Consider the following 18,231-nt stretch of genomic DNA (forward strand, 5'->3'; position numbering starts at 1 on the left):
TGGCATATCCCCTTTGGCTAAAGCTGAACTTGACTTGCCTTCAACATGGCGTTTGATTTCAAAACGTACAAACGAGAGTTTTCGACGGTTCGGACAAGAAATTCTTAAGCGACATGAGCGACAGACTTCCCCCTCTTACCGCCTTACGGGCCTTTGACGCCGCCGCGCGCCATATGTCTTTTGCCAAGGCAGCGGATGAACTGAACGTGACCCCCGCTGCGCTGTCCTTCCAGATCAAATCGCTGGAGGAGCATCTGGGCCACCCCCTGTTCAAACGTCTGAACCGCGCGGTGGAACTGACCGAAGCTGGCAAAGCGCTGGCCCCCGGCGCGGCCGAAGGCTTTGCCGCGCTCAAATCCGCATGGGCCGCGACGCGCAGATTGCAGGACAACACCACGCTTACGGTCACGGCTGGGCCTGCCCTGACGGCGAAATGGCTGGCCCCACGCCTTTATGACTTTGCCCGCGCCCATCCGGAGATCGACCTGAGATTCTCGGCCACCTTGCGCAATATGGATCTTGAGCGGGACGATGTGGATGTCGCAATCCGCTTTGGCTATGGCCAGGATGACGGCTTGTATTGCCTGCCCGTGCGCAAGGAATGGCTGACCCCGGTCATGACGCCGGAGCTGGCCGAGCAATTCACGACGCCTGAAAGCCTGCGCGATGCGCCGCTGATCCATGACGATTCAATCGCGTTTCTCAAGCCGCCCGCCGACTGGCCCACCTGGTTTCGGGCGGTTGGTGTTGATTTCACGCCGACCCATGGCGCGCATTTCTCAAACGCGGATCACGCGATTGATGCGGCGGTGGCGGGGGTCGGTGTTGCCTTGGGTCGGCGCGCGATGATCATCAAGGACATGACCGAAGGTCGGTTGGTTGCGCCGTTCAAAACCGCCATTGAAACCAAGGGGCGGTTCCGGTTTCTGTGCCTGCCCGGTGCGGAAAACCGGCCACAGATCGCTGCATTCCGCGATTGGTTCGCGGCCGAGATTGAAAAGACCGCCCATATCTCGGATGAATTCACGATCATTCCTGTAGAAGACATATCCCCGAAATGACCAGAAATCGCGCCACTGCCATCGGATTTATCGCCGTCCTGCTTTGGGCCCTTCTGGCGCTGTTCACGGTTGGCTCGGCCCCAACGCCGCCTTTGTTGCTGAACGCCATATGCTTCAGCATCGGCGGGTCCCTGGGGTTGATATGGACATGGCGGTCAGGCGGCTTTTCCAAATTGCGCAGCATCAGTTGGAAGATCTACGCTTTCGGCACAGTGGGCCTGTTCGGCTATCACGCGCTGTATTTCTCGGCCCTGCGCATGGCCCCTGCGGCCGAGGCGGGGCTGATCGCCTATCTCTGGCCCTTGCTGATCGTTCTGTTCTCGGGGCTGCTTCCCGGCGAGCATTTGCGCGCCGGCCATCTGATCGGGGCCTGTCTGGGCTTTGCCGGGGCCGCGCTGATCATCACCGGTGGCGGCAGCGCGGGTTTTCAGGTCGACCACCTGCCCGGATACGCGCTGGCCTTCCTCTGCGCGCTGACTTGGTCGGGTTATTCGGTTCTGTCCCGCAGACTGGGTGAAACGCCGACAAGCTCGGTTGCGGTCTTCTGCGTGCTGACGGCGATCGCGTCATGGGCGCTGCACTTTGCGCTGGAAACAACCGTCTGGCCGGGTACGACGCTTGGCTGGGCATCAACCCTGGCCCTTGGTCTGGGGCCGGTGGGGCTGGCGTTTTACGTGTGGGATATCGGGGTCAAACAGGGTGACATACAAATGCTGGGAACCAGCTCATACGCGGCGCCCTTGTTGTCCACCGTGGTTTTGGTACTTGCCGGGATCGCCATGCCGACATGGACATTGGCGATCGCGGCTTTACTGATCACCGGCGGTGCGTTGATTGCGGCACGCGCCAGCCTGAAAGGTTAAGTTGACAGGCGCTCGATCTCTTCCTTGAGCTTTAGTTTTTGCTTCTTGAGCTGGGCGATATGGAGATCATCGATGCCTGGCGAGCGTTGGGCTTGTTCCACTTCGAGACCGAGAGATTCGTGCTTCTTCTTCAGTTCCGTCAGATGTGCGCTCACGCTCATGGCGATCCTCCTTGGTTGCGAGTGTATATGTCACGTAAGAAGTTGAGCACATCGTTTCCACCCTGTCACGCTGCAGACGCACAGATTCTGTAATAAATCCGACAAATTCGGCTGGTCATTGCCTAAGGCTGTGAAACGGACCCAACGCAGCCCCGTCCCGAAGGGCCGCGGAAACATCCGGGGTGTAGCTTTCCCCGTCCTTTTCGTGCCGCGCGCCCATATGCAAGATCAACGGCGCATGCAGGCGAAACGCGGCCCGGCCGCCTTTGCGGGCGCGCAAAATCACCAACTCAGCCTCGCGGCCCGCGCGTGCCGCAAGCGGCAGCACCTCGACCGACCCAAGCTGATCCTGACAGGCCATCAGCATGTCCGGCAGGCGGTCGGCCTTTTGGACCATGTGCAGATAGCCACGCGGAGCCAGCCGTCTGGCTGCCACGTCGATCCAATCAGCCAGGGGCGTTTCCTCGCCCAAGGCCACGCTGCGCCCGGTATCTGTGGCCGGGCTATGGGCACCGGCGCGGTAATAGGGTGGATTCGCGATCACATGGTCGAAATGGCGTTGTTTCAAATCCACCGGAAGTGCGGACAGATCGGATGTCACCACATCCAGCACGATATTGTTATCGGCGGCATTACGGCGGGCCAAATCCGCATAGGCCGGTTGCAGTTCGACCCCGCACATCTGCAAACCAGGCACCCGCGCGGCCAGACACAGGATCGCAGCCCCTGCCCCGCATCCAAGCTCCAACACCGATTGGCCACTGGTTGCAGGCACCGAAGCGGCCAGCAAAACAGGGTCTACACCGGCGCGATAGCCTTTTGTCGGCTGCCAAAGGCGCACCCGACCGCCCAGAAAATCGTTCCGGCTTAGTTCATGGTCGGCGAAACCTGTCATCGCCCCAGCGGGATCTCATTGTCGCGCATCACCCGTTCGGCGCGGGTCAGGTCATCGGCCCGCACCATCAGGCGGCGGGGGAAGATTCCAATGCCGCCTTCGAGGATGCTCATATTTACGTCCATCTGAAAGCAGTCTATATCCTCGCCTTCAAGAAGAGCGGATGCAAAGGCCAGGATTGTCGGATCGGTGCTGCGCAATAGTTCTTTCATGGGGATGGATGTAAGGGCAAGGCAGGACAGAAGTCGAGCCTTGTATCAGGAGTGTGATGGACATCAGCACAATCTCGAAACCGCATGAGCGGCTCGCCGAAATTCTGAGCGCTGAGATGGAGGCGGTGAATACGCTGATCCAGACGCGGATGGCATCAGAGCACGCGCCCCGCATCCCCGAGGTCACCGCGCATCTGGTCGAAGCGGGCGGCAAACGTCTGCGCCCGATGCTGACATTGGCGGCAGCGCGGTTGTTTGGGTACACGGGCGAGCATCATGTGCGTTTGGCCGCGACGGTTGAGTTTATCCATACCGCAACCCTGTTGCATGACGATGTGGTCGACGAAAGCGCCCAGCGGCGTGGACGGCCCACGGCGAACCTGCTCTGGGACAATAAATCCAGCGTGTTGGTGGGCGATTATCTGTTCTCCCGCAGCTTTCAGTTGATGGTCGAAACCGGATCGCTGCGCGTTCTGGACATTCTGGCCAACGCTTCGGCCACGATTGCCGAAGGTGAAGTACTGCAAATGACCGCCGCCACCGATCTGGGCACCGATGAGGGTGTTTACCTGCAGGTCGTGCGCGGCAAGACAGCGGCGCTGTTTTCAGCCGCGACCGAGGTAGGTGGCGTCATCGCCGGGGCCTCGGACCCGCAGGTGCAGGCCTTGTTCGACTATGGCGATGCGCTGGGCATCGCCTTCCAGATTGCCGACGATCTGCTGGATTATCAGGGCGACAGCAAAACAACCGGCAAGAATATCGGCGACGATTTCCGCGAGCGGAAGCTGACCCTGCCGGTAATCAAGGCAGTCGCGCAAGCCACGGCGGATGAGCGCGCTTTCTGGGAGCGCACCATTGAAAAGGGCCGCCAGCAAGAGGGTGATCTGGACCACGCGCTTGGCCTGATGGACAAGTACCAGACGCTTGAAGCCACCCGCCAGGACGCGTTGGGATGGGCCAACAAGGCCAAGGCATCGCTGGACGCGCTGCCGGATCACGAGGTTCGCACCCTGCTGCGCGATCTGGCGGATTACGTGGTGTCGCGGCTTAACTAAGCCGGGTCGCGCGGCACCACCAATCGGGATGGGCCGCACCGATCTCATAGGCCGCGAAATGGGCCGCCTTCATCGACGGAAAAAGCGCAAAGCAGGTCGAGCCTGAGCCGGACATTCGCGTCAGCAACACATCGCGCGTGGCCGCCAATTCCTCTAGCACCCGCCCGATTTGTGGGGCAATGGCCACAGCGGGACCTTGCAAATCATTTCGCTGGGCGGACAGCCAATCGGCGCACGCCCCAACGTCGTCAAACGCGGGAATATCATCCGGCATCCCCGGATTGTTGCGGGTTTCCATGGCCTTGAAAACAGACCCCGTAGGGACTTCAACGCCGGGATTCACCAGCAATGCAGGCAACACAGGCAGGACCATCGGCGCAACCTGCTCGCCAATACCACGCATCCGGGACGCTTGGGCGACCATGCAAACCGGAATATCTGCACCAAGCGCAACTGGCAGCTCTGCGGGGATATCGATGCCCTGACCCGCCGCATGGCGCAGCATGGCCGCAGCGTCAGATGAGCCACCGCCAATCCCGCCGCCATGCGGCAGGACCTTGTTCAACGAAACATGGCCCGTCCACCCCACAGCCTCGGCCGCTTTCCAGATCAGGTTGCGATTGTCGGTGGGAACGCCTGCTGCGTGCTCTCCGGCAACCGAGATCGACAGGTCAGGCCCCGGCGCAAATTCCAACTGATCCCCCACATCCGCGAAAGCCACAAGGGAATCGAGCAGATGATAGCCATCCGCGCGCTGGCCGGTGGCATGCAGGGTCAGATTGATTTTGGCGGGCGCGAAGGCCTCAGTTGCCATTGGCGACCTTCAATGGATCAGCGCCTTCCTCGGCCAGAACCACGTCCAGCCCAACCTCAAGCTTGCGGCGGATGCGTTCGGGATCGGCCTCGCTGTCGGTATCTTCGGGGTCGATGAAAGACAGTGCCCGTTTCCATTGAAACTCGGCCTCGCGCGCACGACCGACAGCCCAATAGACATCGCCCAGATGGTCATTGACCACCGGATCGACCGGCATCAGTTCAACGGCACGTTCCATATGCTCGACCGCTTCGTCATAGCGACCAAGGCGGAACAGGACCCAACCCAGACTGTCGACGATATAGCCGCTGTCCGGGCGCGCAGCCACGGCGCGCTCGATCATATCCAGCGCCTCGTCCAGCTTTTCGCGCCGTTCGACCAGCGAGTAGCCGAGATAGTTCAATACCTGCGGCTGATCGGGGTTCAATTCCAACGCACGCCGGAAATCGGCCTCGGCCTGATCCCATTGCTTGAGACGCTCGTGCGAGATCCCACGAGCGTAATGCAAAAACCAGTTGCCGCTGGATTCCGTCTCGGTCAGGTCAATGGCCGTGTCGTAGGAGTCTACCGCCGCCGCGTAATTCTCTTCCCGGCGCTGAATATCCGCCAGCGCGACATGAACGCCCGGCAGGTCGGGCTTTTGCGCGGCCAGATTCTGCAGCACTTCGATGGCGGCATCCGTTTTGCCGGATCGCCCCAGAACCTCGGCCCGGCCCAGTTCAGCGGCATGATGGTCATTGCTGTCTGCGGGCACCTGACGATAAGCATCCACCGCCAGATCGTATTGGTTCAGCTCGTCCAGCAACTCGGCGCTCAGCAAAATGGCATCGACGTGATCGGGGCGCAGGAAGCTGGCCATGCGCGCGTAAAGCAAAACGTAATCGGGCGAGGCCTCGGCGTTCAGTGCCGCGCCGACCGAGAAAAACACCTCAGCCATCCCATCACGTGCCGATCGCACATGGGTGAAAGGCAAGGTTTCACCGGCTGTGAGACGGCTGATGTAGTCCTCGATGGACGGATCGCTGCCCGCCGCAAAGACGTCATCCAGAAACGCCAATGCGTCGGCGTTGCGGTCCAGTTGTGACAAGACCTCGACCCGCGCCATCGCAGCGCGACGGGAAAACTGCGCAATAGCGCCGTCATTTTCCGCAAAAATCGCCTCGGCCCCTTCGAAATCCCCAATCGAGGCCAGCGCCATGGCTTTGTGGTAAAACGCAAACTCACGCAATCCGTTCTGGGTCGAGACTGTATCGAACTGCTCCATCGCTTTGGTCATCTCACCCTGACCCAGATAGGCCCAGGACATCATCAAACCATCGACCAATGGCCCAACACCCTGAGTTTCAGGATCGCGGGCCAACAGTTCGGCCAGATTATCATCGGCGATCAGGTTGGCGGCGACCACCATCCGCGCAGCCTGACTGGGCAGGTTCGCCTCTTCAATGGACTGCGCAACGGGCAGGGCGCGCTCGATCTCACCCAGCGCAAGCCGTGCGACGACAACGCTTTCCAGAAGCAGCGCGTTCTGGGGGTCGAATTTCAGTGCCTGAGCATAGTATTTCTCGGCCGCCGCATAATCGCTTTCATAGATCGCCTGACGCCCGGCCAGATAAGAGCCTGCGCCTGTATCCGCAGACACCGGAACCGCAACGGAAGAAGAGAGCAACACGGCCAATACCGTGCGACGAACAATGGAAATCACCAAAAGCCTGCCTTGCTGTCATTGACTGGGCGATAAGCTAGGGCCTTGGCCAGCAAGAGGCAATGGCAGAGCCTTCACGACCCTGCCAGTGCCCGTGTTTTTGCTTACATGTTGGGATAGTTCGGGCCATCCCCACCCTGCGGCGTGGTCCAGGTGATGTTCTGGCTTGGATCCTTGATGTCGCAGGTTTTGCAATGGACGCAGTTCTGGAAGTTGATGACGAATCGCGGACCGTTTTCATCCTCGACCATCTCATACACGCCCGCGGGGCAGTAGCGCTGCGCCGGTTCGTCGAACTTGGGCAGGTTGACCTTCACCGGGATCTCGGGGTCGGCCAGGCGCAGGTGGCAAGGCTGGGCTTCCTCGTGGTTGGTGGCCGCGAAGGACACGTTGGTCAGGCGGTCAAAGGACAGCGTGCCATCGGGTTTGGGATAGTCGATGGGCTTGTGCTTGCTGGCATCCTCGGTGGAATCCGCGTCGTTCTTGCCGTGGCCCAGCGTGCCGAACAGCGAAAAGCCCAGCGTGTTGGTCCACATATCCAGACCGCCCAGCATCAGCGAGGCGGTCAGGCCCCATTTCGACCACATCGGCTTGACGTTGCGCACCTTCTTCAGGTCGCTGCCAATAGCACCATCGCGCACGTCGGTCTCATATGCGGTCAGCTCATCCCCCGAACGGTCATCTTTGATGGCGTCAAACGCAGCCTCGGCTGCGGCTTTGCCGGACAGCATAGCGTTGTGGTTGCCCTTGATGCGCGGCACGTTGACCATACCCGCCGAACAGCCCAGCAGCGCCACGCCCGGCGCGACCAGTTTGGGCATCGACTGATAGCCGCCCTCGGTGATCGCACGGGCACCGTAGGCGACGCGCTTGCCGCCCTTCAGCAGCTCGGCCACCATCGGGTGATGCTTGAAACGCTGGAATTCCATGTAGGGGTACAGGTGCGGGTTCTTGTAGTTCAGGTGAACCACGAAACCGACATAGACCTGATTGTTTTCAAGATGATAGATGAAGGAACCGCCACCTGCGTTGCTGCCCAAAGGCCAGCCCATGGTATGGGTGACGCTGCCTTCTTTGTGCTTGGCCGGATCGATCTCCCAGATCTCTTTCATGCCGACGCCGTATTTCTGCACTTCCTTACCGGCCTGCAGGTCGTATTTGGCGATGACTTCCTTGGACAGCGAACCGCGCACACCTTCCGACAGGAATACATATTTACCGTGCAGTTCCATGCCCGGCTCGGTGTTCGGGCCATAAGAGCCGTCGGCTTCCAGACCAAAGACACCGGCGACCACGCCTTTGACTTCGCCATTGTCGCCATAGACCAGCTCGGAACAGGCCATGCCGGGGAAGATTTCCACGCCCAGTTCCTCGGCCTGCTCGGCCATCCAGCGGCAGACATTGCCCATCGACACGATGTAGTTGCCGTGGTTGTTCATCAGCGGCGGCATCGGGAAGTTGGGGATGCGGATCTGACCGGCTTCGCCCAGCATGTAGAAATTGTCTTCATGCACCGGCACGTTCAGTGGCGCGCCTTTTTCCTTCCAGTCCGGGATCAGCGCGTCCAGCCCGCAAGGGTCAAGCACCGCGCCCGACAGGATATGCGCACCCACTTCCGAGCCTTTTTCCAGAACAACAACGTTCAGGTCGGCATCAAGCTGTTTCAGACGGATGGCCGCAGACAGACCCGCAGGGCCAGCGCCCACGATCACTACGTCGTATTCCATCGCTTCGCGTTCAATCTCGGCCATCGCGGGCTCCTTAGCTAACTTTCCGAATTGGCGCTTTCACTGCGTGGTCTGCGCAATTTTGTTTCACGGGTGATTACCCGGTCCGAAAGACCTTGGTCAATCAAAACACGGCGTAACATTGCTGCAATGCGGCAGTTATGTATCCGGAGCATCCCCCATCAGGTATCTGGGACCGCTACCATGGGACTTGGCCCGGTCATCAGGATTGTAAAGCGCGCATTTCGGCAGGCTCAGGCAGCCACAGCCGATGCACCCGTCCAGATTGTCGCGCAACCGCATCAGAGTATCGATTCGCTGATCCAGCCGGGCGCGCAGGGTGATGCTGATATCCTTCCAGTCCTGCGGCGTGGGCGTGCGGTTGCCCGGCAGGCCGGACAGAACCTCGCGAATTTCCGGCAGGGTCAGGCCGAACTGCTGCGCGATCATCACAAAGCTCAGCCGTCTTATATCGGCCCGCTGATAGCGCCGCTGCCCGCCTGCATTGCGCCAGGGCGCGATCAGGCCCTGCGCCTCGTAATACCGGATGGCCGACACCGCCAGCCCCGTGCGCCGGGCCAATGCGCCAATTGCCAGCCCTTCGGAAACCGCCATAGAACCCTCGCAAAAAATATCTTGACCTAAAGTTAGGTTTAGAAATTACGCTGAGTCGTGACAAGCAATAAATTCGCAAAGGAGATCCCATGATGGCGACGCTTGAACACACCAATTTCACCGTCCGCGACCCGCAGGCCTCGGCGGCTTGGATGCAAAAGGTCTTTGGCTGGAAGACCCGCTGGGAAGGCCCCGCCATTGCGGGCGGCTATACGGTGCATGTCGGCAGCCAGCATACCTATCTTGCGCTTTATGCCCCCGGAAACCCGAAACCCGCAGGCGAAAGTAGCTATGACATCGTCGGCGGGCTCAATCACGTGGGCGTTCTGGTCGAAGACATCGACGCGACCGAAGCCAAGGTGCGCGAGGCCGGGTTCACACCGCATAACCACGCCGATTACGAACCGGGCAGACGGTTCTATTTCGACGATGACAACGGCATCGAGTTCGAAGTGGTGCAATATGATTGATATGCTGTGGCTTTGCACCCCTTCGCGCCGCTGGCGGCGCAACAAGCCCCCGGATCACCGTCACAGGCGCGAACCGGTTCCGCCTGAACGGCGCTAAGTCGCGAATCGAACGCTGACTGCCCCTTGGCCTCTTGCAATTCACGCCCCATTTGGGTCAGGTACTGAACGACCCATCATTCGCCCCGACGCTTTCCCTGCGGCGGGGCGGCTCAATTTATGCGTGGACCACAAGACTATGGAAAAGATTCCAATGACGCCTGCGGGCAATGCCGCGCTGGCAGCAGAGCTGAAAAACCTCAAATCCGTCGAGCGTCCGGCGATCATCGAAGCCATCGCTTCGGCGCGGGAACTGGGTGATTTGAAGGAAAACGCCGAATACCACTCGGCCCGCGAAAAGCAGGGCTTTATCGAAGGCCGCATCAAGGAACTGGAAGGCATCCTGTCGCTGGCCGACGTGATCGACCCTGCCAAATTGTCCGGTGCGATCAAGTTCGGCGCCAAAGTCACGCTGGTCGATGAAGATACCGACGAAGAAAAGACCTGGCAGATCGTCGGAGAGTATGAGGCCAATATCGAAAACGGCCTGCTGAATATCAAATCGCCCATGGCCCGCGCCCTGATCGGCAAGGACGAAGGCGACAGTGTCGAGGTTCGCACCCCCGGTGGTGTGCGGTCTTACGAAGTTCTGAGCATCGAATACGCCTGACCGGAGCGTCTGATATGTCGGGGACCCAACCTGACCAGGAAACCGAACGGCCGACCTCTCTGGGCATCTATGATCGCCCCGAGCGGACTGGCGTGACCTCGATCGAAATCGCCGCAGGTGTGCTCAGCGTCATCTGGCTGGTGGTGTCGGTTGTGTTTCTGGTGCTGCCCGACCAGACGCAAGGCAGCGGGTTCATCGTAACCTTCCTGGCGGTGTTCATGCCGGTGGCGATGATCTGGGTTGCGGCCACAGCGATGCGGGCCAGCCGTGTGATGCGCGAGGAAAGCGCGCGGTTGCAGACGGCGATTGACGCGATCCGACAAGCCTATGTCCTGCAACAGCAGCGGGCGGCCAGTTCCGTTGAGCCTGCGGTTGCCAAGAAACTGGACGAAATCGCCGCTGCCACGAAGAAGGCCGAGGATGCTCTGGCCACCTTTTCGACCAAACGGCGAGAGCCTGCGTCGGGCGGCCAGCCCACGCTGGCTCCGGGCGATCAGACATCTTTGGCGCTTGGCACCACCGCCGAAGACATCGCGCCGCCCCTGACAACCGACACCTTTATCCGCGCCCTGAATTTCCCCGAGACCGAGAAAGACACCGAAGGCTTCAATGCCCTGCGAATGGCGTTGAAAGACCGCAAGACCGCGCAACTGGTGCAGGCCTCGCAGGATGTGCTGACCCTGCTCAGCCAGGAGGGCATCTATATGGACGACCTGCGCCCCGACATGGCGCGGCCCGAAATCTGGCGGCAATTTGCCCAAGGCGCGCGCGGGCGGTCCGTTGCGGCCCTGGGCGGGATCCGGGACCGGTCTTCGCTGGCACTGACCGCCGCGCGAATGAAACAGGACCCGATCTTCCGGGATGCAGCCCATCACTTCCTGCGGCGCTTCGACAATATGATTGTCGAGTTTGAACCTGATGCCAGCGACGCGGAACTGACCGCGCTTGGCGACACCAGAACGGCACGGGCCTTCATGCTGGTGGGCCGCGTTGCGGGGACCTTCGACTAGGGTCAGGACCCTAGGCAGGCGTGACCGCCCAGCTCATCTTGGTGGCACTGCTGAACCCGAACAGATGGCGGAACGGACCGGTTTTTTCATAGCTCACCGGCTTGAAACCTTCGCGTTCATACAAGGCCTGTGCGCGCGGGTTGGTGTCAATCACGTCCAACTGCACCTCGGCCATGCCCCTGTTGCGCGCCTCGTCCTTGATCGCGGATAACAGCATCGTCCCGACGCCCTGCCCGCGCGCCTCGGCGGCAACAAAGATGCCGTCCATCTGAAACACGCCGGGTTTCAGGTCCCGCTCCAGCACGCTCAGCACCATGCCGCGCCACAGCGCGCCAAACCAGCCATAAACGCGCGCGAGGTCCGACAGACTTCCGCCCGCCAACCCGCCCTCGGTCGTCTTGAACCCCGCAAGGCCCAGCAACCGGCCAGACGAATCCCGCGCGACCAATGCAAAGTCCGGGGCCAGCGCGCGTTCGAAAAAGGCCAGCCCCTTGTCATCGGGGCCCATGACCTTGTGCAGTTTGGCTGCAAATGCCTGCCAGAACAGGGCTGCGGCCTTGGATCGTTCCGCCTCGGTAAATCCTTGCGAGACGGTTACGGTCATAGCCCGAAACTGCCGTAGGGAATGAACCGCACCGGATCGCCCGGCTGGATGTGCCGTGCGCCGTCTTCGATTTCGACCAGCCCCTCGGCCCAGCTGAGCCCGCTGATCCGGCCCGACCCTTCCGAGTGAAAGACCTCGACCTTGCCCTCGCGCAGGCGCGCGCGCAGGTATTCGCGACGACCGGGTTTCTTACGCTTCTCAAACGCGGCGGGCACGTCGAAGCCTTGCGGATCGATCCAGCCCTCGCCCGACATCAGGCACAAAGCCGGGCGGGCGAAGATCAACGTGCAGACCATCGCGGCCACGGGGTTGCCGGGCAAGCCAAAGACCGGCGTGTCCGACCACATGCCCAGCGCCAGGGGGCGTCCGGGTTTCAGCGCAATCCGCCATTCCTGCATCGCGCCCGCTTCGCGCAACAGGGCCGAGACGTGATCCTCATCCCCCGCCGATGCGCCGCCGCTGGTCAGAATGGCATCCGCATGTTCTGCCGCCTCATCCAGCCGCGCGCGCAACACATCGCGGTCGTCTGCCACGCGACCCATATCGATGGGCTCAAACCCCATCCGCTCCAACAAGGACAACAACATCGGGCGGTTCGCATCGAAAATCTGACCCGCACCCACAGCATCGCCCGGCTCGACCAGTTCATCACCGGTGGACAGAACTGCGACGCGCAGGGGTTTGCGAACGGGAACCTCGGCGATACCGACGGCGGACAGCAGAGCCATATCCGCCGGTGTCACCCTGCGCCCGGCGGGCAAGGCGGTGTCACCCTGCGCAACGTCCTCGCCAGCGCGGCGGGTGTTTGCGCCCTTTTTCATAGGCCCGTGAAAGGCGATATGGCCGTCCTGAACGGTCACGTCCTCTTCCAGAACAACGGTATCAACACTTTCGGGCAAAGCGGCCCCGGTCAGAATGCGCAGCGCATGACCCGCAGGCACAGACCCGTCAAAGGGAATGCCCGCAGCCGCGCGGCCCTCGGTCAGGGGCATCACCTGCGCGCCGTCTGCAGCGGGACCTGCAAAGCCATAGCCGTCCACCGCCGTATTGGGTTGCGGTGGGTTCGAGCGTTGCGCCTCCACGTCTTCGGCCAGAACCCGACCCATCGACTGCGCCAAGGGCACCGTCTCGGCCCCCGTTACCGGTCGCAACCGATCCCGCAGCAGCGCCAATGCCTCATCCACCGGGGTCCAGTTCACCCCTGCAGGCAAGGCGAAACAATCGTTTCGCAACGGCGGTGGCGCTATGGTCGGTTTGCTTTGCGGTACACCCAAAATCCACCCCTCCTCTGGGGCTGTGACAGTCAACTGTTCTGCCAATTCCTGATCCGTCAAGCGCGACAGTGTCAATGCGACCTGTTCAACCTGCCATGCATCCTTGATCCGATCCGCCGGAGCCTTCCCCAGCTTGAGCGAGGGCCAGATCTCGACAAAAGCCACGGGCCTGTCCAGCGGCTGAAACGGCCACACAGCAATCTTGTCCGCATAAGCGTGCCGCAAACGGCTCAGAACCGGCAGACCCATCATCACCTGACCGCCAACCGCGCCCGCCCCGGCCATCTGCCAACAGGTGAAGCTGCCTTTGGCCAGCGTCTCAACACCGCGGCGATCCGGGAATGGGTTGTGATAGTCCTGTTTGGTGCGCGGCAATCCATCAACCTCGCGCCGCAGGGCGTTCATCCAGAACGGACCTTTGCCGCCAAACCGACGGTTGACCCGCCCCGCCAGATCGAAGCGGTTGTTGGCGGTCGGAGAATCCTCAATCTGAGCCCCGAACCAGTCCCACAAAGCCAAGGGGTCACTTGTCCCCGTGATCTCCTTGGCAAACCCTGCGGGGTAGCCAAAGGGAAAATCAAAGCCCAGCAGCAAGCGGCGACCTTCGGCCAGTTCGGTCTCGATCAGCCTGCGCAACCAATCCTCGGCGACCTGACGGTTGCGCAAATAGTCAAGCGCCTGCACGGCATCATCGCGCACGACGCAAGCCCAGATCGCATCTTTGCGCGGGCGCGGGCCGGTGTCGTTGCCACCCGACCAGTCCACCATCGCAAAGCTGTCGAAAAGGCTCACAAACCGACCTCGGACAGGATGAAATCCGCAATCGCCTTTGTGTCGTTCAGATCGAAAACAGGGCGATCCAGGTCCAGGGGCGTATCGCTGGCAACCGCGCGGATCGTGTCGTCTCGGGTCGCGATCAGATCATTGCCTGGCTCAGCGCGGAAGGCTTCGACCTTGGGATGGCGTTCGCGCTTATAGCCCTCGATCAGCACCAGATCGACCGGCGACAGACGCGCCAGCAGAGCCTCCAGCGAAGGTTCCGGCGCGCCGCGCAATTCCTGCATCAGGGCCACACGTTGCCCCGATGCCAGCAGTACCTCGCTGGCGCCCGCCATTCGGTGACGGTGACTGTCGCGCCCGGGCTGGTCGACATCAAAGGAATGATGCGCATGTTTGACGGTTGAAACGGTGAACCCGCGCCCGGTGATCTCGGCCACCAGCCGCTCCATCAACCCGGTTTTGCCCGCGTTTTTCCAGCCGGTGACGCCGTAAACCCTCATGCCTGCTCCAACAGTTTCCGGGCCAGCGCCAGATCGTCCGGCGTATTGACGTTGAAAAACGGGTCAAAGGGGTCAGCCGGAAACAATGCCTCGCGCCCGTTGTGCTGATCGGTCCACAGCACGACCTTACGCAGACCATCGTTCAACGCCGCACGCAGATCATCGCGCAGCGCCACCGGCCAGAGACCAAAAGTCGGGTGCCGGTTCACCCGCTTGCCGCCGCCGGATTTCAACGCTTCCTCACCCGTGCGCGGCGTTGTCGCCAACACCAGCGGATGCGTCTGCCCCCGCGCTGTGTCGGTCAACCGATCCACCAGATCGCGTGGACAAAAGGGCGTGTCTGCGGCGGCAGTCACGATACTGTTCGCGCCCTGCTCTGCCGCCCAATCGAGCCCGGCAAGAACGCCCGCCAATGGTCCAGCAAAGCCCTCGATCGTATCCGGCAGGACCGGCAGGTTCAGATCTGCGAACCGTTTGGGGTCGCCATTGGCGTTGAGGGCAAGATGATCGACCTGCGGAGACAGCCGCTGGATGACATGAGACAACAGGCTTTGCCCGCCGATTTCCAACAGCCCCTTATCGCCCCCGCCCATACGGGTGGCCAGACCACCTGCGAGGATAATGCCAAGAGGTTTGGTCATGTCTGGTCCTCGACCCCCGGCCATTTTTGAAATTTCTCTGCGGGCAAGAAAACATAAAGCGCAGAGCCAATTCCAAGCAATATCAAACACATGGACAGAGGTAGCCCCGAAAGGTCGGACAACCTATGGCTCAGGCGAACAAAGGCCGGCAACAGGATCAACGCGGCTGTTGGAACAACAAAAAAACAGAAATAGAGCCGAAAACGACGAACCGATTGTTCGATTTCATCTGAGACACCAACGCCTTTTGGCAAACCGCGAAATAAAACACGTTGCAAGGCCACGTTTTGCTTCTGCACAGCCTGTCCCCACGCATTCCACCCCAACCGGAAAGGGGCCCACAGATCAAACGTCCCGATGTAGTCTCTTGGACCCCACCCCAATCCATCCAATATGCGCTCGTCCAGACGGGAAACTCCCTCAATGATGCCTTTTTTGCTTTGCGCATAACTTCGCATAGCCAGAAAGCAGAGCGGCAGAATGCTGACTGCAAGAACAAAAAGAGCGAAAATATACAGCGTTTCCAAAATCATCCCGCACTTTTCCGTCGATGTTTCCTGTCCTCTACCGCGACGCTGGCCGGGTCTACGTCGCGTACCAGCCGGTCCTCACCCGAGAGGCACACAAACCGCTGGCCGCGCATCCGGCCGATCAGGGTCAGGCCGACCTCGCGCGCGATCTCGACGCCCCAGGCGGTGAAACCGGACCGTGAGGCCAGAACCGGGATGCCCATCATCGCTGTTTTGATCACCATCTCGGACGTCAGCCGCCCGGTGGTGTAAAGGATCTTGTCCTCCGCCGCCTTACCCTCGGACAGCATCCAGCCTGCGATCTTGTCGACCGCGTTGTGGCGGCCCACATCCTCCATATAAACCAGCGGGCGGTTCTCGCGGCACAGCACGGTGCCATGGATCGCCCCGGCCTCAAGATACAGGGATGGCGTACGGTTGATCTTGGCGGCCAGATCATAGAGCCATGAGGTGCGCACCTGAACCTGCGGCAGGCGCACGTCCTCCAACCCCTCCATCATGTCGCCAAACACGGTGCCCACGGCGCAGCCGCTGGTGCGGGTCTTTTTCTTCAGCTTGTCCTCGTAGGAGGTCTCACGCGCCGTGCGGACCACGACGGTTTCCAGATCGTCGTCATAGTCCACCCGCGTGATCTGGTCATCGGCCAGCAACATGCCCTGATTGCGCAGGAATCCCAGTGCCAGATATTCCGGGTAGTCGCCGATTGTCATCGCCGTGACGATTTCCTGCGAATTCAGGAATATCGTCAGCGGGCGCTCCTCGACCACCGAGATTTGGCTGACCTCGCCATTCTGGTCCACGCCTTCCACCGCGCGGGTCAGGCGGGCCGCGCCGGGGTCTGGGGCGATGATGTAGTCCGTGACATCCAGTTCCGTGGCCAATTGCAACCCTTTCCCAAGACCGCTACTTCTTCTGCGGACACCATAGGATTTAGCCATGGCAACCGCCACATCCAAGTCATACTTCTGGAAGGGTTTTCGCGACGGGACGCCGTTCATCTTCGTGGCGATGCCCTTCGGGACCCTGTTCGGCGTTTTCGCGACCGAGGCCGGGCTGGACATCGTTCAGACAATGGCCTTCTCGATCACGGTTTTTGCAGGCGCCGCACAGTTTGCGGCCCTGCAGTTGCTGCAGGACAACGCACCGACCATCATCATTCTGGCCTCCGCATTGGCGGTAAACCTGCGGGTGGCGATGTATTCGGCCTCGCTCACCCCTTATTTAGGGGCGGCGCCCCTGTGGCAGAGGGCCTGCGCAGCCTATTTGATCGTGGATCAGTCCTATGCCTGCTCGGTGGTGCGGTTCGAAAAAGAACCCCGGATGACCGTGCCTCAGCGCATGGCGTATTTCTTCGGGTCGGTCACGCCGATCACGCCGCTTTGGATGCTCACCACCTATCTGGGTGCGGTTCTTGGGGCACAAATCCCTGAAAGCTGGGCACTGGATTTTGCGCTGCCGATCACCTTTCTGGCCATGGTGGGCCCGATGATGCGGACGCTGGCGCATGTGGTCGCCGCGCTGGTTGCGATTGTCGTCGCGCTGCTGACGGTTGCCGTCCCGTTCAATCTGGGTTTGCTGATCGCCGGAGCGGCGGGGATGGTGGCCGGGGCGCAAGCCGAACTGATGCTGGAGGGGAAGAAATCATGACTCAGGTCGACCCGGTCACCATCTGGACCATCATCGTCGGGCTGGCCGTCGGCAGCTTTGCCCTGCGCTTTGCCTTTATCGGGCTGGTTGGCGACCGTCCGATGCCACCGTGGCTGTTGCGGCACCTGCGCTACACAGCGGTTGCCATCATTCCGGCCCTGATTGCGCCACTGGTCGTCTGGCCCACGGCAACCGAAGGGCAACCCGACATCCCGCGCATGGCAGCCGCCGCAGTCGCATTATCGGTCGGAGTTTTGACGAAAAACGTCCTTGCCGCGATTTTCACCGGCGCGGCAACCCTTTACGGGTTGCTGTTCCTATTGGGTTGACGTCGCATCCAACTGGTTCAGGCGCGCATTGTTCGCGGCCAGACCTTTTTGCAGATCGGCATCGTCATTCTCGCGGTATTCTTCCGTCACGACACCGGGCAATTGTCCGAATTGATCCGAGAGCTTCACCGGGTAGAACGTCACGTCGATCTGCTCGAACCCCGGCACCTGCTGCAATATCCGGGCGGTTGAGTTTGCGCAGAACGCGCCTGCAACCGGACCGCTTTGCTTGGCCAGCTGCAGCGCGATTTCGGCCTGCTGAGGGCTCACTTGAATCGTTTGGATGCGCGCATAATGGGATTCGCGCGCGTGTGAGCTGCGATAGGCTTGCTCGACCGCCGGGGTGATCCCGTAGAGAACATCGTCCTTGATCGGCACCACATCCGCGCGAAACGACCCGGCGGGATCAAAGATCACCCGCTCGCTGCCGCCGATCATCAAGGATGTGTGCGCGCCGGAACCGGTGCGCGTGTTGATCATCGTGTACAGCGTCAGGGTAGACGGCCCGGGGTCACGGTAAGACCGGGCGACAATTTCGGCCTGATCTGCCTGCGGACGGTCGGACACCGCACAGCCTGTCAGCGTTGCTGCCAGAAGGCAGGCAATCAAAATCCGGAACACAGTCGCCCTCGGTT

Annotated in this window: 22 protein-coding genes; 8 read left to right on the forward strand and 14 right to left on the reverse strand. The window is 61.0% G+C overall.

Annotation, left to right across the window (positions count from 1 at the left end):
* Nucleotides 1-113 precede the first annotated feature (113 nt).
* Both ACR0LW_RS08635 and yddG read left to right on the forward strand, forming a co-directional pair.
* Nucleotides 114-1,061, forward strand: coding sequence for a transcriptional regulator GcvA (locus ACR0LW_RS08635; protein ID WP_480585640.1), 948 nt, complete (start codon nt 114-116; stop codon nt 1,059-1,061).
* A complete protein-coding gene (gene yddG, locus ACR0LW_RS08640) occupies nt 1,058-1,924 on the forward strand; it encodes an aromatic amino acid exporter YddG (RefSeq protein WP_480882274.1) in 867 nt (288 codons plus the stop codon). The genes ACR0LW_RS08635 and yddG overlap by 4 nt, the downstream gene beginning before the upstream one ends.
* Here the strand turns inward: yddG and ACR0LW_RS08645 are convergent.
* The 3 genes from ACR0LW_RS08645 to ACR0LW_RS08655 form a co-directional block, all read right to left on the reverse strand.
* Entirely contained in the window at nt 1,921-2,085 is a 165-nt protein-coding gene (locus tag ACR0LW_RS08645; protein ID WP_170453161.1) for a DUF465 domain-containing protein, read from the reverse strand. The genes yddG and ACR0LW_RS08645 overlap by 4 nt on opposite strands.
* Before the next feature lie 115 nt (nt 2,086-2,200).
* On the reverse strand, nt 2,201-2,980 hold the full coding sequence (locus ACR0LW_RS08650) for a tRNA1(Val) (adenine(37)-N6)-methyltransferase (RefSeq protein WP_480882275.1): 780 nt from the start codon (nt 2,978-2,980) through the stop codon (nt 2,201-2,203).
* Nucleotides 2,977-3,192, reverse strand: coding sequence for a putative signal transducing protein (locus ACR0LW_RS08655; RefSeq protein WP_037316655.1), 216 nt, complete (start codon nt 3,190-3,192; stop codon nt 2,977-2,979). The genes ACR0LW_RS08650 and ACR0LW_RS08655 overlap by 4 nt, the downstream gene beginning before the upstream one ends.
* A gap of 56 nt (nt 3,193-3,248) precedes the next feature.
* Here ACR0LW_RS08655 and ACR0LW_RS08660 point away from each other — a divergent pair, with 56 nt between their 5' ends.
* Nucleotides 3,249-4,247, forward strand: coding sequence for a polyprenyl synthetase family protein (locus tag ACR0LW_RS08660; RefSeq protein WP_480882277.1), 999 nt, complete (start codon nt 3,249-3,251; stop codon nt 4,245-4,247).
* On the opposite strand, the gene ACR0LW_RS08665 is transcribed toward ACR0LW_RS08660, so the two are convergent.
* The 4 genes from ACR0LW_RS08665 to soxR form a co-directional block, all read right to left on the reverse strand.
* Nucleotides 4,240-5,061 (reverse strand): 4-(cytidine 5'-diphospho)-2-C-methyl-D-erythritol kinase, encoded by an 822-nt coding sequence (locus ACR0LW_RS08665; RefSeq protein WP_480882278.1) that lies wholly within the window; start codon nt 5,059-5,061, stop codon nt 4,240-4,242. The two genes, ACR0LW_RS08660 and ACR0LW_RS08665, sit on opposite strands and share 8 nt — an antisense overlap.
* Nucleotides 5,051-6,766, reverse strand: coding sequence for a tetratricopeptide repeat protein (locus ACR0LW_RS08670; protein ID WP_480882280.1), 1,716 nt, complete (start codon nt 6,764-6,766; stop codon nt 5,051-5,053). Before ACR0LW_RS08670 ends, ACR0LW_RS08665 begins: the two co-directional genes overlap by 11 nt.
* 101 nt (nt 6,767-6,867) lie before the next feature.
* Nucleotides 6,868-8,514 (reverse strand): electron transfer flavoprotein-ubiquinone oxidoreductase, encoded by a 1,647-nt coding sequence (locus ACR0LW_RS08675; protein WP_480882281.1) that lies wholly within the window; start codon nt 8,512-8,514, stop codon nt 6,868-6,870.
* Nucleotides 8,515-8,649: 135 nt separating this feature from the next.
* Nucleotides 8,650-9,105: a redox-sensitive transcriptional activator SoxR gene (soxR, locus tag ACR0LW_RS08680; RefSeq protein WP_170453167.1), complete on the reverse strand. Its 456-nt coding sequence runs from the start codon at nt 9,103-9,105 to the stop codon at nt 8,650-8,652.
* An 89-nt stretch (nt 9,106-9,194) separates the two neighbouring features.
* Here soxR and ACR0LW_RS08685 point away from each other — a divergent pair, with 89 nt between their 5' ends.
* The 3 genes from ACR0LW_RS08685 (at nt 9,195) to ACR0LW_RS08695 (ending at nt 11,291) form a co-directional block, all read left to right on the forward strand.
* Complete coding sequence (locus ACR0LW_RS08685) at nt 9,195-9,575, forward strand: VOC family protein (protein WP_170522176.1); 381 nt, start codon at nt 9,195-9,197, stop codon at nt 9,573-9,575.
* Between the two features lie 235 nt (nt 9,576-9,810).
* Nucleotides 9,811-10,281 carry a transcription elongation factor GreA gene (greA, locus tag ACR0LW_RS08690; RefSeq protein ID WP_170453169.1) on the forward strand — a complete coding sequence of 157 codons (471 nt, stop codon included), beginning with the start codon at nt 9,811-9,813 and terminating at the stop codon, nt 10,279-10,281.
* Nucleotides 10,282-10,295: 14 nt separating this feature from the next.
* Nucleotides 10,296-11,291, forward strand: coding sequence for a hypothetical protein (locus ACR0LW_RS08695; protein WP_170633335.1), 996 nt, complete (start codon nt 10,296-10,298; stop codon nt 11,289-11,291).
* Nucleotides 11,292-11,301: 10 nt separating this feature from the next.
* On the opposite strand, the gene ACR0LW_RS08700 is transcribed toward ACR0LW_RS08695, so the two are convergent.
* From ACR0LW_RS08700 to ACR0LW_RS08725, 6 genes are read right to left on the reverse strand one after another with little or no spacing between them, the layout of a single operon-like run.
* Nucleotides 11,302-11,895 (reverse strand): GNAT family N-acetyltransferase, encoded by a 594-nt coding sequence (locus ACR0LW_RS08700; protein WP_480585614.1) that lies wholly within the window; start codon nt 11,893-11,895, stop codon nt 11,302-11,304.
* Nucleotides 11,892-13,961, reverse strand: coding sequence for a molybdopterin-binding protein (locus ACR0LW_RS08705; RefSeq protein WP_480882284.1), 2,070 nt, complete (start codon nt 13,959-13,961; stop codon nt 11,892-11,894). The genes ACR0LW_RS08700 and ACR0LW_RS08705 overlap by 4 nt, the downstream gene beginning before the upstream one ends.
* Nucleotides 13,958-14,449: a molybdopterin-guanine dinucleotide biosynthesis protein B gene (mobB, locus tag ACR0LW_RS08710; protein WP_480882285.1), complete on the reverse strand. Its 492-nt coding sequence runs from the start codon at nt 14,447-14,449 to the stop codon at nt 13,958-13,960. Before mobB ends, ACR0LW_RS08705 begins: the two co-directional genes overlap by 4 nt.
* On the reverse strand, nt 14,446-15,090 hold the full coding sequence (gene mobA / locus ACR0LW_RS08715; protein ID WP_480882286.1) for a molybdenum cofactor guanylyltransferase MobA: 645 nt from the start codon (nt 15,088-15,090) through the stop codon (nt 14,446-14,448). The genes mobB and mobA overlap by 4 nt, the downstream gene beginning before the upstream one ends.
* On the reverse strand, nt 15,087-15,623 hold the full coding sequence (locus ACR0LW_RS08720; RefSeq protein ID WP_480882288.1) for a hypothetical protein: 537 nt from the start codon (nt 15,621-15,623) through the stop codon (nt 15,087-15,089). The genes mobA and ACR0LW_RS08720 overlap by 4 nt, the downstream gene beginning before the upstream one ends.
* A complete protein-coding gene (locus ACR0LW_RS08725; protein WP_480627027.1) occupies nt 15,620-16,558 on the reverse strand; it encodes a formate dehydrogenase accessory sulfurtransferase FdhD in 939 nt (312 codons plus the stop codon). The genes ACR0LW_RS08720 and ACR0LW_RS08725 overlap by 4 nt, the downstream gene beginning before the upstream one ends.
* Here ACR0LW_RS08725 and ACR0LW_RS08730 point away from each other — a divergent pair.
* Entirely contained in the window at nt 16,557-17,267 is a 711-nt protein-coding gene (locus ACR0LW_RS08730) for an AzlC family ABC transporter permease (protein ID WP_170453175.1), read from the forward strand. The genes ACR0LW_RS08725 and ACR0LW_RS08730 overlap by 2 nt on opposite strands.
* Nucleotides 17,264-17,596 (forward strand): AzlD domain-containing protein, encoded by a 333-nt coding sequence (locus ACR0LW_RS08735; RefSeq protein WP_170522163.1) that lies wholly within the window; start codon nt 17,264-17,266, stop codon nt 17,594-17,596. Before ACR0LW_RS08730 ends, ACR0LW_RS08735 begins: the two co-directional genes overlap by 4 nt.
* Here the strand turns inward: ACR0LW_RS08735 and ACR0LW_RS08740 are convergent.
* Complete coding sequence (locus ACR0LW_RS08740; protein ID WP_170453177.1) at nt 17,585-18,217, reverse strand: hypothetical protein; 633 nt, start codon at nt 18,215-18,217, stop codon at nt 17,585-17,587. The genes ACR0LW_RS08735 and ACR0LW_RS08740 overlap by 12 nt on opposite strands.
* Nucleotides 18,218-18,231: the final 14 nt, after the last annotated feature.

This window comes from Ruegeria sp. N4 (assembly GCF_056531425.1).